Origin of the sequence: Campylobacter lari (assembly GCF_001017575.1) — a bacterium.
Taxonomy (GTDB): domain Bacteria; phylum Campylobacterota; class Campylobacteria; order Campylobacterales; family Campylobacteraceae; genus Campylobacter_D; species Campylobacter_D lari_C.
In genome coordinates this window covers 964,645-979,749 of sequence record NZ_CP011372.1, presented here as the reverse complement: position 1 = coordinate 979,749, position 15,105 = coordinate 964,645, and the positions used below count along the sequence as shown (strand labels likewise).

The window sequence follows — 15,105 nt, the reverse complement described above, 5'->3', positions numbered from 1 at the left end:
GAAAATTTCAATGAGTAAATATTTAGAACAACTTATAGCTTTATCGCAAATTGATAAAGAACTTGATGGTTTTGCAAATAAAGTAGAAGATGCTACAAAAGATTTAAAAGAAAAACGCAATTTGCTTGATAAAACAGAAGAGGAAATTGCAGGTTTTGAGAAAGATATTAAAGACATAGAAAATCAAAAAATTCAAAACAACAATCATATTGCAGAATTTGGTGTAAAAATAAAAGAAATAGCAAAAAAAAGTGCAGCAGTAAAAACTGAAAAAGAAGCAAATGCTTTAAAAATTGAAGAGGATATAGCTAAAGAACAACTTGATGCAGCAAACGAAGAAATTGAAAGATTGGATAAAATTTTAGAAAATAAAGAAAAGTTTATACAAGAATTGCAAGCAAAAAGAAGCGAACTTGAAAATGAAGTGGATCAAATCGATGCTCAAACTAAAACTGTTTTGGTAGATATCGAAAAAGAAAGATTACAAATTTATGATAAAAAGGTAAAACTAGTAGGTGAAATAAACCAAAAAGTTTTAACTTTTTATGAAAAAATTAGAAAATGGGCGGGAAATACTGCAGTAGTTCCTGTAAAAAAATATGCTTGTTATGGTTGTTTTATGAGAATTTATGATAAAACTTATTTAGCAGTTTTAAAAGGCGATGAAATCGTAACTTGCCCACATTGTGGAAGAATTTTATACAAAGAAAAAGAAGAAAATCAAAATTGATTTTCTTTTATTATATTTTTGCTGTGATTATATATATAATTGCAGCTCCTTTTTTATTGATTTTAAGTTTTTGCAAGGAAAAGTATAAAATATCATTAAAATCAAGGTTTTTTCTTTACAAAAATTTAAGACAAAAACAAGGTGATGTGTATTTTCATGCTTGTTCCTTTGGTGAGATTAAAAGCCTTATTCCTTTAATAAAACTTTTTCCAACTTGTAAAATTTCAACCATCACGCAAACTGGATTTAATGAAGCTTTAAGATATTCTAAAAATGTAAATTTTTTACCATTTGAAATTTTTGTGCCTTTTTGGATGAGACCTTGCAAAGTTTTGATTATTTTTGAAGCAGAGCTTTGGCTTATGCTTGTGTTTATGGCTAAATTTTATAATGCAAAAGTGATTTTGTTAAATGCTAGAATTAGCGATAGATCTTTAAAAAACTATAGGCGCTTTAGTTTTTTTTATCGTTTGATTTTTAAATATATTGATGTTGTATTTGCACAAAGTCAAAAAGACAAGGAAAGATTAGAGTATTTGGGTGCTAAAAATATTATAGCATATAAAAATATCAAAGCTAATATAAAACAAGAGCAAGTGAAAAACTATTCCAAACCTAAAGCTAGGATTATTATATTTGCTAGTACACATGAAAATGAAGAACGATTATTGCTTGATGAAATTAATTTAGAAGAAAATGATAAATTGATTATTGCTCCAAGACATCCAGAGCGCTTTGGTGAGGTTGAGAAAATTTTAAAAGATTTTTGTCAAAAAAACCACTATAATATGCAAAAATTTTCAGACTTTACTTTAAGTGAAAATGATTTTGCAAATTTTTTTAATGCCAAATGTTTATTGTTAGATACTTTGGGTGAGCTAGAAAATTTTTATAAGATTAGTGATGTGGTTTTTTTATGTGGCTCTTTTGTAGATAATATAGGTGGGCATAATCCCATAGAAGCAGCTAGATGGAATAATGTTATTATCTCAGGGAAATATTTTTTTAATCAAGAAAGTTTATATCAAGAAGTTGATGATTTGTATATTTGTGAGAGTGTAAAAGATATAAATAATTTTTTAAAGCAAAAATTATCACAAGCACAACTTAAAAAACAAAGTGATTTAAGTGAAGTTATATTAAGTATAAAAGAAGGTTTAGATGCAAGAAAAAGCTTATAAATTGCTTGCAATGCAAGAAAAAATTTCTAATAACGCAGCAAAAGATTTGATTGACAAAGGCTGTGTTTTTGCTATGGGCAAAAAGGTTGTTATAGCTAGAGCTTTGATGAGTTCTAAAACAAGATTTGTTGTACAAAAAATAAAAAAAGCAAAAATACTTTTTGAAGATGATAAAATCATAGCTTTAAATAAGCCTTATGGAGAGATTAGTGAGAATTTAGAAAGTGTTTATAATGCTAAATTAATTAACAGGCTTGATAAAGAAACAAGCGGGGTTTTGCTTTTAAGTAAAGATGAGGAATTTAGACTAAAATGTATTCAAGAATATAAAAAGCAAAATGTTTATAAAAGTTATTTGGCTATTGTTGATGGGGTGATTGCTGAAGAACTTGAAATTTGTGAAAAAATAACTACTATAAAAAATAAATCCGGAGCCTTTAGTAAAATCGATAAATTTGGCTTAGAAGCTCATACTCAGGTTATACCTTTAATGGTAAATGCTAAAAAAACCTTAATAAAAGCAGTCATTAAAACAGGTAGAACACATCAAATCAGAGTACATTTAAACCACATAAAACATGGTATTATAGGTGATGAAAAATATGCAAAAATCAATTCATCAAGAATGTATTTGCACTCTTATGAAACGCATATTTTTGATTATCAATTTAAAGCTTTGCTTGATGAGAGCTTTAATGCATATGGTTTTGAAATAAAAAATTTAAATTTTTAAAGGCGTTTAAAGCTAAAAGGGTTTATAATTTAGCTTTTTAAAATTTTAATAAAGGGAAAATAAAGTGTTTGAAATAGTTAGTGAGTCGTTTAAATCCGCAGTTAATAAACTTCGTTTTGTTGATGATGAAAAAGCTTTAAAAAACGCTCTTGACACTTTAAAAAAAGCCCTTTTAAAAGCAGATGTACATCATAAAGTTACTAAAGAATTACTTACTTTAGTAGAAAATGATGTAAAAACTAATGGTATAGGTCAAAAACAATTTTTAGATTCAATTAAGAAAAATTTAGAAGAAATTCTTAGTGTTAAAGGTAAAAATCAAGGTTTTGTATTTGCTAGTAAGCCACCTACGGTTGTTTTGATGTGTGGTTTACAAGGTGGTGGTAAAACTACTACTACGGTAAAAATTGCTAATTACTTAAAACTAAGAAATAAAAAAGTACTAATTGCTGCATGTGACTTGCAAAGATTAGCTGCGGTAGAGCAGTTAAGACAACTCACTCAAGCTAATGAGCTTGATTTGTTTTTTATAGAAAATGAAAGCAATCCTTTAAATGTAGCTAAACAAGCTTTAGAAAAAGCAAAAAATTCTATGTATGATGTTTTGCTTGTAGATACTGCCGGCCGTTTAGCGATCGATACAGCTTTGATGAATGAGCTTAAAGAAGTAAAAACTATTTTAAATCCTAATGAAGTGTTTTATGTAGCTGATGCTATGAGTGGTCAAGATGGTGTTAAAACAGCAAGCAGCTTTAATGAAGCTTTAGAAATTACAGGGGTTATTTTAAGTAAATTTGATGCAGATACTAAAGGCGGTGTTGCACTAGGTATAGCAAAACAAATTGGTGTACCTTTAAGATTTATAGGTGTTGGCGAGAAAGTAGCTGATTTAGAAGTGTTTATCCCTGATAGAATTGTTAATCGTATCATGGGCGAGGGTGATTTAGCGACTTTGGCTGAAAAAACTGCCGCTATTATTGATGAAAAAGAAGCAAAAAAACTTAATAAGAAAATTAAAAAAGGTGAATTTAATTTTAATGACTTTTTAAATCAAATGGAAAGTGTTAAAAAACTTGGTAGTATGAAATCAATCATTGGTATGATACCTGGTTTATCATCTATGGCAGCAAATATTAAAGATATTGATTTGGATAATTCTAAAGAAATTATTCATATTAAGGCAATGATTTCATCAATGACACCAAAAGAAAGAGAAAATCCTGATTTGTTAAATAATGCAAGAAAGCGTCGTATTGCAGAGGGCGCTGGTTTGTCTCAAATGGAAGTAAATCGCTTTTTAAAACAATTTAGCAATGCAGCTAAGTTGGCAAAGAAATTTTCAAACAAAAAAGGAATGGAAAACTTTATGAATATGTTGCAGCAAGCTAAAAGACCACAATAATTAAAGCTTTTTTATGGATATATGAGTTAAAATATCTATAACAAAATTTTAATTTTTTTAGGAGTATTAAAATGACAGTAATCAGACTTACAAAAATGGGACGTAAAAAAAGACCATTTTATCGTATAGTTGTAACTGATAGTAGAAAAAGACGTGATGGTAGCTGGATAGAAAGCATTGGATATTATAATCCTATGGTTGAACCTGAAGTGGTAAAATTTGATGCTGAGCGTTTAGCTTATTGGAAAAGCGTAGGTGCTAAATTAAGCGATAGAGTAGCAGCTATTACAAGCAAATAAAAATGGTTGAAAATTTTTTAAGAGAATACGCAAAATTAATTGTTGATTTTCCTGAAAAAGTTGATATACAAAGACAAAATTTAGAAAACAATTTTGCTGAAATTATCATTTATGTCGATCCATCTGATACTGGTAAGTTGATCGGAAAAAATGGAAAATTAATCAACGCAATAAAAACAGTCATTATGGCTTATAAAGTTAAAGATGCAACTTCATATCGTATAACGGTAAAAGCCATTGAAGAATGATTTAGTCCAAGTTGCTAAACTTGGGAAAAGTGTTGGTTTAAAAGGTTATGTAAAATTACATAATCTTAGTGATTTTTATGAGCAGTTTAAAATAGGTGCTAAATTTTTTGATATTAATCAAAAAATTTACACCATAAAGGCTTTTGATAAAATTAGATCTTTGGTTTTATTTGAAGGCTTTGAGAGTGTTGAGGCTGCTAAAACCTTAACTAATATTACTCTTTTTCAAACTATTGAAGCCACAAAAGAAACCTGCAAATTGAAAAAAGATGAATATTTTTATTTTGACATAATTGGATGTGATGTTATTGAAAATGAGCAAAAACTAGGTGTAGTTGAAGACATTTTAGAAAGTGGAGCAGGATTTTTATTTTGTATAAAATGTGATGAAAAACTACAAACAAAGGTTAAAAACTTTTATATTCCCTATGTTGATAAATATATTCAAAAAGTTGATGTAGAAAATAAAAAGATATTCACACAATCTGCTTTAGATATTTTAGAAAATTCATGAAATATACTTTTGTAAGTTTATTCCCAGAGCTTATTGAGCCTTATTTTCAAACTTCTATTTTAGCAAGAGCAAAAGAAAAAGGGATATTAGAATTTGCTTTTGTTAATCCTAGAAATTTTACCACAAACAAGCACTTTAAAGTAGATGATTATAAAATAGGAGGAGGCGCAGGGCTTTTATTGCAAGCTCAGCCTTTGTATGATTGCTTAAGACATATTAAAAAGCAAGATAAAAATGTTCATTTTGTTTTTCTTTTGCCTTGCGCTAAGACTTTTAAACAAACTGATGCTAAAAGATTAAGCAAGAAAGATCACATTTGCTTTGTAAGTAGTAGATATGAGGGTTTGGATGAGCGTATTGTGGAAGAATTTGCTAATGAGGTATTTTCTATAGGTGACTTTATACTTACAGGTGGAGAATTAGCGTCTTTGGTGATGTGTGATGCTATTAGCAGAAATATTCAAGATGTTCTTGGAAATAGCGAAAGCTTAAGTGAAGAAAGTTTTGAAAATGACTTATTAGAAGCCCCATCGTTTTCTAAACCTTTTATTTTTGAAAAGGAAAATAAAAAATTTTATGTGCCTTCAGAGTTTTTAAAGGGAAATCACGCTAAAATCACAGCTTTAAAAACTACTTTGGCGTCTTGCAAAACGAAATATTTTCGTCCTGATTTGTATCAAAAGCATGAACGCAAATTTTAAGGAATATCGTTATGAAAAATAAATACATTGAGCAATTTGAACAAAAACAAATTGAAGGTAAAAATGTTCCAGAATTTCGTGCTGGAGATACTTTAAGACTTGCTATTCGCATTAAAGAAGGCGATAAAACAAGAATTCAAAACTTTGAAGGTATTTGTATAGCACGTAGAGGAAATGGTGTAGATGAAACTTTCATCGTACGTAAAATCGGTGCTAACAATGTGGGTGTTGAAAGAATTTTCCCTATTTATAGCGAAAGTTTAGAAAGTATTACAGTATTAAGAAGAGGTCGTGTACGCCGTGCTAGATTATTCTACCTAAGAGATAGAAGAGGTAAGGCTGCTCGTATTAAAGAACTTAAAAAATAAAAGTGAAATTTAGAACTCAAATATATGAAGTGATTTCTTGGGAACAAGAAATTCAAAATGGCATAAATATATTTAAGAAAATAGAAAATGCTTATGCTAAAGAAATCTGCATAACTATGTCAAAAGATAGCTTTATGAAAGATCATAAAGCACCTTTTGATATTACCATACAAGTGTTAAAAGGCTCCATTGATTTTGGAGTTTTAAATCAACAAATTCTACTTAAAACACTAGATAGTATAAGTTTAAAAGCTCATGAGATTCATAATCTTTTAGCACTAGAAGATTCTATAGTGCGCTTAACTTTGTATAAGCAAGATAGTCTTGAACGCGTTGAAAGTGTTTTAAAATCTTAATTTAAGCCTCATTTTGTATAATTTTAGCTTACTAAAATGAGGAAGTTAAGCTATGAAATGGACTAAAGATTCTTGGAAAAATTATAAAATTCAACAACAACCACAATATCCTGATGAAAATGAATTGCAAGATGTTGTTAAAAAATTAGAAAAATTACCACCGCTTGTTTTTGCAGGCGAGGTGGATAAATTAAAAAAATCCCTTGCTAAGGTTGTAAATTCTCAAGCATTTTTACTTCAAGGAGGAGATTGTGCTGAGAGTTTTGTAAATTTTGGCGCTGATAATATAAGAGATATGTTTAAAGTTATGCTTCAAATGGCTATAGTGCTTACTTTTGCAGGATCTTGCCCTATCGTTAAAGTAGGGCGCGTTGCAGGGCAATTTGCAAAGCCAAGAAGTAGTGATTTTGAAGAAGTTGATGGGGTAAAGCTTCCAAGTTATCGTGGGGATATTATCAATGGTTTTGAATTTAATGAAAAATCAAGAATAGCTGATCCTAAAAGAATGTTAGAAGCGTATTATCAAAGTGCTACAACTTTAAATTTATTAAGAGCTTTTTCAAGAGGTGGTTTAGCGGATTTAAGAGTAGTGCATAAGTGGAATTTGGGTTTTTTAAAAAAAGCAGAGCTTGGGAGAAAATATGATGAACTTAGTGAAAAAATCACTCAAGCTTTAGCTTTTATGCAAGCTTGTGGTGTTACCGATACTCCAAATCTTTCTCAAACAGCCTTTTATACTTCTCATGAAGCCTTGCTTTTACCTTATGAGGAGGCTTTAACTAGGGTAGATAGTTTAAGCGGGGAAATTTATGATTGTTCAGCTCATATGCTTTGGATAGGTGAGCGTACTAGAAAAGCAGATGAAGCACATGTGCATTTTTTAAGTGGGGTGAAAAATCCACTTGGTGTGAAGCTTAGTGCTAATTATGATTTAGATGAGATTAAAAAGCTAGTAAGTATTTTAAATCCGCATAATGAAGCAGGAAGATTAAATTTCATCATCCGTATGGGGTATGATAAGATAGAAAATGCCTTGCCAAAATTATTTAAAGAGTTAAAACAAGAAGGATTTGATATACTTTATAGCATAGATCCTATGCATGCAAACACAGTTAAATCGGGTAATTTTAAAACAAGAGAATTTGATAAAATCATCCAAGAAGTGCGTGCATTTTTTGAAATAGCTATGAGTGAGGGAGTATATCCTGGTGGGGTACATTTGGAAATGACAGGGCAAAATGTAACAGAATGTGTGGGAGGCTCTTTAAATATCACTCAAGAAGAACTTTCTAAACGTTATGAAACACAATGTGATCCAAGATTAAATGCTGATCAAGCTTTAGAATTAGCATTTATCATAGCAGGCTTAGTTAAAAAGGCAAGAAAATGTTAAAATTTTATGGTATTAAAAATTGTAATAGTGTTAAAAAGGCTGTGGATTATTTAAAATCTAAGCAAATTGAATTTGAATTTTTAGATATTAAAAAGCTAGATGAAAAAACTTTAAATTTTTGGCTTAGTAAAAGAAATGTTTTGGAGCTTGTAAATACAGCGGGTATGAGTGCTAGAAAATTAGGCTTAAATAAAGAAAAACTTCAAAATTTAAACCAAGATGAAATTAAAGCAATGATTTTGCAAAACCCAACACTCATAAAACGCCCATTAATTGTAAAAGATGATGAAGTTTTTATAGCTAAAGAATATGAGAGTTTTTAAAACCAACTAATCCCACTCCCCAGAATCTACTTAATCCACATTAAGCTTAAATTTTTACTTTAAGCTTAATGCAATAGAGTTTGCTTAATAAGGAGTTTATGTTTATACACTTATAAAAACCTTATTTGATTTTTATATCTATTGATTAACACATTAATTTAATTTACTATATCAATTGTGCTTTTTCTTTAATTTTGTTTTTGTCGTTTTATAATTTGTTTTAAGCAAACTCTGGGCAATTGAATTATAATTTTTAATTTATTTATATATTTAATCTTATCCTTTTTTATATTTTTGTTTTGATTTTATATTTTTATATGTCTGTTATTTTTTGTTTTTAAACACTACTTTATATTATTGTTCATAATATTAGCTATTCTATATTATTAATAATATGCAAAGCTAATAAGACTAATATTATCAATATTACTATTATTAGCTTTATGATTGTTTTCATGATTTAACTTATAACCTTATTACTCATTAAATTACATAAATATAACTTTTATTATTTTAAGTATTTGTATTTATTATAGTTTTTCACACTAACTATTACTAGTTAGTGTGAAAGAACTTACCACCACATTCCTAGTTTTAAAAACATAGTATGAGAGGTAGTGTTATCAAATGTAAATGCACCTGCATAGTTTAATGATAAATCAGCATTATCTGCTATAGCATAAGAAAAACCTAATTGCCCAAAGCCATAATACTTAGAAGTTTCTATATCCGAACTTAAAGTGTTTTGACCAAGTTTTAAATTTCCTTTTGCATCTTCATATAAATTAACTATAGCTCCTATAGTAACATTAGATCTTATTTTATCACTCCATGGCTTATACCATTTTAAAGCTGCACTTGCATCAATAAAGTTAAACTGTTCTGCTAAATAATGCTCTCTTAAACCATCTATATGTCTTAAACTAAAGTTTTTATTACTCATACCATAATAACTAAGACCTATTTCTGGAGATATTCTAGCTATATCTAAAGTATTATAATAATTAGCACCTAATTTTACATCTACTCCATAACCATAAGTTTTAGCCTCGCTATCTATAGTAGTAGGAATATTTTTGTAAGATTTCTCTATATCGCTTTTAGTATAATCAAGTCTTGTACTAGCACTAATATAGTATTGATTAATACCATCTCTTGCTAATATTCCATAATAAGTTAAACCACCATAGTAAGTTTTATCATCAAATTTAATTCTTTGAGTGTTTTGTTCTTTAGAGGCATCTTCATAACCTGCATAAAAACCTATAATACCATAATCATTTGGTAATTCTCTAAAAGATCCACCTATCATACCAACAGTATCAACATCAAGTTGACCTATGCTTCTTCCTATTTTAATAGATGAGTGGTTATAGTAAGGAAGTAAGAAAGAATGATTTTTTGCATTTGGATTTTTATTAGGAATAAAGATATCTTCTAATTCAGCTAATAAATCTGCATCATTACCATAAGCTTCTCCTGCTTTAGATAATTGCATATCTAATGTTTGAGAGAATTCTGTTTGGAAGTTTTTAGTGTTTAAATCTCTTAATATATTAGAAATATTAATATTTCTTAATCTAGAAGAATACACCATAGACTTAGCTAGGGTTTTACCACTTAATTCTGACAAATTAACATTAGCTACATACTTACCATTACCCAAACCTACAAAGTCATAAATACCTGATAAACTATAGATATTATTACCATCTACACCTGCACCATTATTGGTTTTATCACCTGCTATATTACCATCTTTATCTGCAAAGAAAGTATTAGCATCATAAATAGTATTTAATTGTAATTTGCTTGTATTAACATAGATTTTATCTGCACTAATACCACCTATATTATCTCCACCTATAATGATAGAATTTTCCAATCTTTGTTCATTGCTTTGAGTGTATTCAAGATCTTTAAAATACCAACCATCTATGCTGATTTTACCTTGACCATTGTTTTCTAATTGGTAGCCATTATTGTTTTTGCCTATAAAACCTGCATGCCATGTAGCTTCTTCATTTGCAGTTGCAGGATGAATGTGTCCATTTGATACAATCAAAGTACCACTATTTGTAATACCACCATGAATATTACCTGTATTAAAAATATCCATATAGCCACTATTGTTTATACCACCATAAATGTGGATATTCTTACCTGCATTAGGATCAGATAAATCACCTGAAGAATTAATAAGCTTTTCTATAGTACCACTGTTATTAATACCATAAGTTATATCTTGAGTAGCTAAAGGTGTAGCTTCATTTCCTATAATACCTGTATTAATGATAGTTCCTATGGTGCTATTTTCTTTGGTATCTTTAGTTTTATTATTAAAAGTGTTAGTGATGCTTGTAATGGTTCCTGCATTGTTAATTATCTCTATAGAACCAGTATTTTCTAAACCTTGTTCTAATATAGCATCTTTGCTGTTTTCAAGAAGTTTCATTTCACCTTCGTTTTTAAACTTACTTTGTAAGTTACCATTATTACCAAAAGCATTTATATGACTAGTATCATCTTTAGTAATTTCCATTTGTCCATTGTTTATTACTAAATCTACTACTGAATTGTTTTTTAAGTCTAAATCAGCTTTAGCACCTTCATTGTTTGTAATAGAACTTACTTGACTTTCATTGTATAGCTTAATACCACCATTTCCTATAGTTCCTGAGTTTTCTATAGAACCTATGGTGCTTTTATCTAAACTTATACCTTGTGAGATGGTTCCACTATTAATAATACTATCTATGTGAGAATCATTTTTTAAATTTATAGAACCTTGAATTTCTTTTTCATTTTTTATAGAACTAGCATAAGAATTATTATTTAAACTGATATTTCCTGTAATGGTGTTTTTATTATTTATAGCACCATAAATATTAGCTTCTTTATCAAGGTTAATATTACCTTTTATAGTTCCTTCATTTAAGATAGCATCGCCTGCTAGATTGTAATTGAAACTGCCATCTTTGTTAGGAGATAATGCTGCTATAGTAGCACCGTTTTGCAAGTCAATTACATTGCCATTATTTACAGAAGCTCCATTGTTATTAGTACCTATAGTTCCTTTATTATGAATACCTGCGGTGCCACCTGCTATGAGGGAATTTGAGCCATCTAATTTAACGTAGTCTTTGATATGTTCTTTGGGTGCACTTATAAATATACCTGCACCACTTTGTCCTAGTATGGTGCCTTTGTTTTCGATAGTGTTGATGTAGAAAGGGACTTCTTGATTACTTGACTTATCTATAAATATACCATGTCTACCTGCTATAATAGAGCCTGTGTTATTAATATGCTTGATTTCGGTTTGGCGTTTCTCGTTAGAGCCTACATCATTTCCTAGAACAATACCATCTTTAATGGCATGGATAGTTCCTAGATTATTTATATTTTCCACTTGAGAGCCTAAGGAAAAATACATCCCGTTGTAAGTATTAATTAATCCACTATTCTCAATGGTGTTGATTTTTGGAATGCCATCCATATTACTTATATAGATACCAGCACCTTGGCCAAAACCTTCATTCTTTTCATTTATCATATCTAAAGATCCGGTATATTCTATAGTTCCTGAATTTTTTAAAGTTTCAACGTTTGAATCACCATTTGTAGCACTACTTAATACACCTATACCTGCATTAGAAGTTAATATTAAACCTTGATTATCAATTGTTTTTATAGAAGTACCCCAAGTTATAACATTGATACCAGCACCAGCTTCATATAAACCTACTCCACTAGCACTTGTTGTAACTATAGTTCCCTTATTAACCACACTAGAAATTTTAGCTTGATTATCAAGATGAATTCCTGATTTATTTCCTTGTATTACACCATCTTTTTGATTTTCTATACTTTCTACAGAGCCACCATTGACATAAACTCCATAGTGACTTCCACCACTTATAGTTCCAGAATTTAATATACTATCTATAGTGCCTTGACTTTTAATACCACTAACTTTCCCATTAATACTACCTTGGTTAACAATAGTTACATTAGAAACTTTATTGTTAACCATAATACCTTGTCCACCACCACTAACACTACCCTTATCGGTTATAGTTAAAGTACCACCACCATTACTTATATTAATTTGACCTGTTTGGCTATCACTTATAGTACAAGTAGTACCACTACAGCTACCACCACTAATATCTCTTGAATTTTTTGTTTGTTTTTCTTTTAGTGTTTTAGAATCTTTAGCTTTGGTTATTTTTATAGAACCATTAGAGGCTTGATCGCTTATAGTAACTATACTAGCATTAGCACAGGTAGCTAGAAAAGATATAGTTGCTAAAGATAAGAAAGTTTTTTTAGTAAAAGAAAAGTTATTGTTTGAATGAGATGAATTTAAAGAGGTATTGTTTGATTGAGAATTTTCAATCCCCCCCCCCCGTAAAATAAGACATTAAAACTCCTTATGTTAAATTTTAATAATGAAAATAAATTGGAATTATAATAAAATTTTATTTATAAAAAGTTTAAATAACCAATATACATAAATATATAATTAATAATTCTACTTATAATGTAAGAAAATTTTTAAGTAGCTTTTTACCATTTTGACTTAGTATGGCTTCGGGGTGGAATTGAACTCCATAAATGTCGTATTTTTTATGTTTTAAAGTCATGATGATATTATCTTCACTATGGGCTAAAATTTCACATTTTTTACCTATATAGCTAACATAAAGAGAGTGATATAAACAAATTTTAAAATTTTGCTTAAGATTTTTAAAAAGTGGGTTTGGTTTAAATTTTATAGTTTTTACCTTACCATGAGTTGGGTTTGGAAGTTTAGAAATTTTACCACCAAAAACATGTGCTATGCATTGGTGTCCTAGACAAATTCCAAGAATTTTTTTATCTTTTTTAAAATATTTTATAGCTTTTAAGCTTAACTTTGATTCTTTTGGAGAATTTGGTCCAGGGGAGATTAAAAGATGTGTAAAATTATATTTTTTAAGCTTTTTTGGATTTTTAAATTTATCGTTTTTGATGATTTTATAAGTAATATTTAATTCTTTTAAATAAAAGGCTATAGTGTAGGTAAAAGAATCATAATTATCTATAATCAAAACTCTCACAAAAACACCCTTTTTAAGCCTCTTAAAGAATTAATAGCATAAATTTCTTTAGCATTTAAAAGCTCATTTTTAGCGATATCTTTTTCTTTAATGAGTTTATGTTTTAAGAGTGCTTGTCTATAAATGCCATTGAGGCAGTTTTTAGCATAAGGAGTAAAATACTCATCATTTAAATTTATAATAATATTAGTTCTTGAACCCTCACAAAGTATGCCTTTTTCATCAAAAAAAACTATATCATAGCAAATATTTTCTTTCCATAGATGTGAATTTGCTTCATATAAACTACGCAGAGATGTTTTATGGTGTGTTAAAAGATTTACTTTTACGATGTCTTTACTTATGAGTAGTTTTTTACTTGAATTTTCTTGTATATTGCTAAAATCAAACTCATAAAGGCCATTTTTAAAAAGTTTTAGCTTAATAGCTTTTGAACCTTTTTGAGTAAAATTACTTTTTGTAAAAAAATGATGATGGTTGAAAACAAAATTATTAAAATTTTGTAAAGATTTAAAATGGAATTTTTTATCTTTACTCTCTAGTATATTTTTAAAATCATGTATTAATCTTTGGGTATCAAAGCCAAAAAAATTAGCTGAGTTTAAAATTCTTTGTAAATGTTCTTTGAAAAATAAAATAGAATGATTTTTATAATACATTGTTTCAAATAAATAAAAGTTAGGTTCTAAAATTTTGCTTTTTAGTTTTAATTCTTCAAATTCATCTTGCTTTTGTGAGTCCCACACAAGCCCACTTCCCACACCATATCTTAAAAAATCATCATTATTTTTTTTCTCTAAAGTGCGTATGGCTACGCTAAATTTTGCTTTGTTTTTATGGATTAAACCTATTGCACCACAATAAACCCCGCGTTTTCTTTGCTCTAAATTTTCTATGAGTTTAATAGTTTCTATTTTGGGTGCTCCTGTGATGGATCCACATGGAAAAAGGGCTTTGAAAATTTTAAAATAATCATTTTTTTGCTTTAATTTTCCTCTTATTTTTGAAATAAGTTGGTGTAAGGTAGGGTAGGTTTTAACCTTAAAAAGTTCGCATTTTAAAGAATGTTTTTTGATGAGTTTTGAAATATCATTGCGTAATAAATCAACTATCATTACATTTTCGCTAATGGTTTTTTCATCGCATTTTAAAAAATTTTTTAGATTTTCATCTTCTTTTGGATTATTTGAGCGTTTGATTGTGCCTTTCATGGGTTTTGTGATGATTTTTTTATTTTTGATTTTAAAAAAAAGCTCAGGTGAAAATGAAGCTAGTTCTAAAAATTCATTTTTCATATAAGCTTTATAAGGGGTATTTTGCTTAGGATAAAGGCTTAAAAAACTCTCGTATAAATTAAGATTTGATTGTAAATGTAATTCTTGAGTGAGATTAACCTGATAACTTTGTCCTTTAGCTATAGCATCTTTAACTTTGTCAAAGTTTTCAAAATACTTTTCTTCGTTTAAATTGGATGAAAAACTTGGATAAAAGTCTAAATTTTTTTCTTCACTTGTAAAGATTTTTCTTGTTTTAAAAGCAAAAAAATATAAAAAAGGCTCTTTGCTTTTATAATTTTTATCTTCTAAATATTTATAAAATTCATATTGGATATAACCTAAAAAATAATATTGATTTTTATATTTTTCTATGGTTTTAAAAGCTTTTTTGCTTTCTTTTTGGGTATAGGCTTTAAGAGCGAAAGCAAGATCATCGTAAAGATATTTTCCAAATATAGCAAATGCCATTTATATC

General features: G+C 28.6%; 15 protein-coding genes. 12 read left to right on the top strand and 3 right to left on the bottom strand.

The annotated features are described in order from the left end of the window. The first annotated feature begins 10 nt into the window (after positions 1 to 10). The 12 genes from CD56_RS05165 (at position 11) to CD56_RS05110 (ending at position 8,248) form a co-directional block, all read left to right on the top strand. A complete protein-coding gene (locus tag CD56_RS05165) occupies positions 11 to 730 on the top strand; it encodes a zinc ribbon domain-containing protein (RefSeq protein WP_047208399.1) in 720 nt (239 codons plus the stop codon). After that, entirely contained in the window at positions 727 to 1,911 is a 1,185-nt protein-coding gene (gene waaA, locus CD56_RS05160; protein WP_047208804.1) for a lipid IV(A) 3-deoxy-D-manno-octulosonic acid transferase, read from the top strand. The genes CD56_RS05165 and waaA overlap by 4 nt, the downstream gene beginning before the upstream one ends. Next, positions 1,892 to 2,644 carry a 23S RNA-specific pseudouridylate synthase gene (locus tag CD56_RS05155; protein ID WP_039618595.1) on the top strand — a complete coding sequence of 251 codons (753 nt, stop codon included), beginning with the start codon at positions 1,892 to 1,894 and terminating at the stop codon, positions 2,642 to 2,644. The genes waaA and CD56_RS05155 overlap by 20 nt, the downstream gene beginning before the upstream one ends. A gap of 64 nt (positions 2,645 to 2,708) precedes the next feature. Further along, complete coding sequence (gene ffh / locus CD56_RS05150) at positions 2,709 to 4,046, top strand: signal recognition particle protein (protein WP_047208398.1); 1,338 nt, start codon at positions 2,709 to 2,711, stop codon at positions 4,044 to 4,046. 71 nt (positions 4,047 to 4,117) lie between these two features. Continuing rightward, on the top strand, positions 4,118 to 4,345 hold the full coding sequence (gene rpsP, locus CD56_RS05145) for a 30S ribosomal protein S16 (RefSeq protein WP_012661702.1): 228 nt from the start codon (positions 4,118 to 4,120) through the stop codon (positions 4,343 to 4,345). 2 nt (positions 4,346 to 4,347) lie between these two features. Continuing rightward, a complete protein-coding gene (locus CD56_RS05140; RefSeq protein ID WP_012661701.1) occupies positions 4,348 to 4,593 on the top strand; it encodes a KH domain-containing protein in 246 nt (81 codons plus the stop codon). Next, positions 4,583 to 5,107 (top strand): ribosome maturation factor RimM, encoded by a 525-nt coding sequence (gene rimM / locus CD56_RS05135; protein ID WP_047208397.1) that lies wholly within the window; start codon positions 4,583 to 4,585, stop codon positions 5,105 to 5,107. Before CD56_RS05140 ends, rimM begins: the two co-directional genes overlap by 11 nt. Beyond that, the gene (gene trmD / locus CD56_RS05130) at positions 5,104 to 5,808 is read left to right on the top strand and encodes a tRNA (guanosine(37)-N1)-methyltransferase TrmD (RefSeq protein WP_047208396.1); all 705 of its coding nucleotides are present in this window, start codon (positions 5,104 to 5,106) and stop codon (positions 5,806 to 5,808) included. The genes rimM and trmD overlap by 4 nt, the downstream gene beginning before the upstream one ends. 11 nt (positions 5,809 to 5,819) lie before the next feature. After that, a complete protein-coding gene (gene rplS, locus CD56_RS05125; protein ID WP_012661698.1) occupies positions 5,820 to 6,176 on the top strand; it encodes a 50S ribosomal protein L19 in 357 nt (118 codons plus the stop codon). Between the two features lie 2 nt (positions 6,177 to 6,178). Beyond that, positions 6,179 to 6,532 carry a cupin domain-containing protein gene (locus CD56_RS05120; protein ID WP_052768379.1) on the top strand — a complete coding sequence of 118 codons (354 nt, stop codon included), beginning with the start codon at positions 6,179 to 6,181 and terminating at the stop codon, positions 6,530 to 6,532. Positions 6,533 to 6,584: 52 nt separating this feature from the next. Beyond that, a complete protein-coding gene (locus tag CD56_RS05115) occupies positions 6,585 to 7,925 on the top strand; it encodes a class II 3-deoxy-7-phosphoheptulonate synthase (protein WP_047208395.1) in 1,341 nt (446 codons plus the stop codon). After that, entirely contained in the window at positions 7,919 to 8,248 is a 330-nt protein-coding gene (locus tag CD56_RS05110) for a Spx/MgsR family RNA polymerase-binding regulatory protein (RefSeq protein ID WP_047208394.1), read from the top strand. The genes CD56_RS05115 and CD56_RS05110 overlap by 7 nt, the downstream gene beginning before the upstream one ends. 574 nt (positions 8,249 to 8,822) lie before the next feature. Here CD56_RS05110 and CD56_RS05105 read toward each other — a convergent pair. The 3 genes from CD56_RS05105 to CD56_RS05095 all read right to left on the bottom strand — a co-directional run bounded on the left by CD56_RS05105 (position 8,823) and on the right by CD56_RS05095 (position 15,098). Further along, on the bottom strand, positions 8,823 to 12,284 hold the full coding sequence (locus tag CD56_RS05105; protein ID WP_047208393.1) for an autotransporter outer membrane beta-barrel domain-containing protein: 3,462 nt from the start codon (positions 12,282 to 12,284) through the stop codon (positions 8,823 to 8,825). 505 nt (positions 12,285 to 12,789) lie between these two features. Next, positions 12,790 to 13,353, bottom strand: a complete 564-nt coding sequence (locus CD56_RS05100) for an anthranilate synthase component II (RefSeq protein WP_047208392.1) — start codon at positions 13,351 to 13,353, stop codon at positions 12,790 to 12,792. Further along, positions 13,350 to 15,098, bottom strand: a complete 1,749-nt coding sequence (locus CD56_RS05095) for a bifunctional anthranilate synthase component I family protein/class IV aminotransferase (protein ID WP_047208391.1) — start codon at positions 15,096 to 15,098, stop codon at positions 13,350 to 13,352. The genes CD56_RS05100 and CD56_RS05095 overlap by 4 nt, the downstream gene beginning before the upstream one ends. Positions 15,099 to 15,105: the final 7 nt, after the last annotated feature.

Excerpts from the sequence above, each read along its gene's own strand:
- CD56_RS05140 (WP_012661701.1), top strand. The coding sequence starts at position 4,348 with ATGGTTGAAAATTTTTTAAGAGAATACGCAAAATTAATTGTTGATTTT.
- CD56_RS05110 (WP_047208394.1), top strand. The coding sequence starts at position 7,919 with ATGTTAAAATTTTATGGTATTAAAAATTGTAATAGTGTTAAAAAGGCT.
- rplS (WP_012661698.1), top strand. The coding sequence starts at position 5,820 with ATGAAAAATAAATACATTGAGCAATTTGAACAAAAACAAATTGAAGGT.
- CD56_RS05095 (WP_047208391.1), bottom strand. The coding sequence starts at position 15,098 with ATGGCATTTGCTATATTTGGAAAATATCTTTACGATGATCTTGCTTTC.
- CD56_RS05105 (WP_047208393.1), bottom strand. The coding sequence starts at position 12,284 with ATGGTTAACAATAAAGTTTCTAATGTAACTATTGTTAACCAAGGTAGT.
- CD56_RS05155 (WP_039618595.1), top strand. The coding sequence starts at position 1,892 with ATGCAAGAAAAAGCTTATAAATTGCTTGCAATGCAAGAAAAAATTTCT.
- rpsP (WP_012661702.1), top strand. The coding sequence starts at position 4,118 with ATGACAGTAATCAGACTTACAAAAATGGGACGTAAAAAAAGACCATTT.
- trmD (WP_047208396.1), top strand. The coding sequence starts at position 5,104 with ATGAAATATACTTTTGTAAGTTTATTCCCAGAGCTTATTGAGCCTTAT.
- CD56_RS05115 (WP_047208395.1), top strand. The coding sequence starts at position 6,585 with ATGAAATGGACTAAAGATTCTTGGAAAAATTATAAAATTCAACAACAA.
- CD56_RS05165 (WP_047208399.1), top strand. The coding sequence starts at position 11 with ATGAGTAAATATTTAGAACAACTTATAGCTTTATCGCAAATTGATAAA.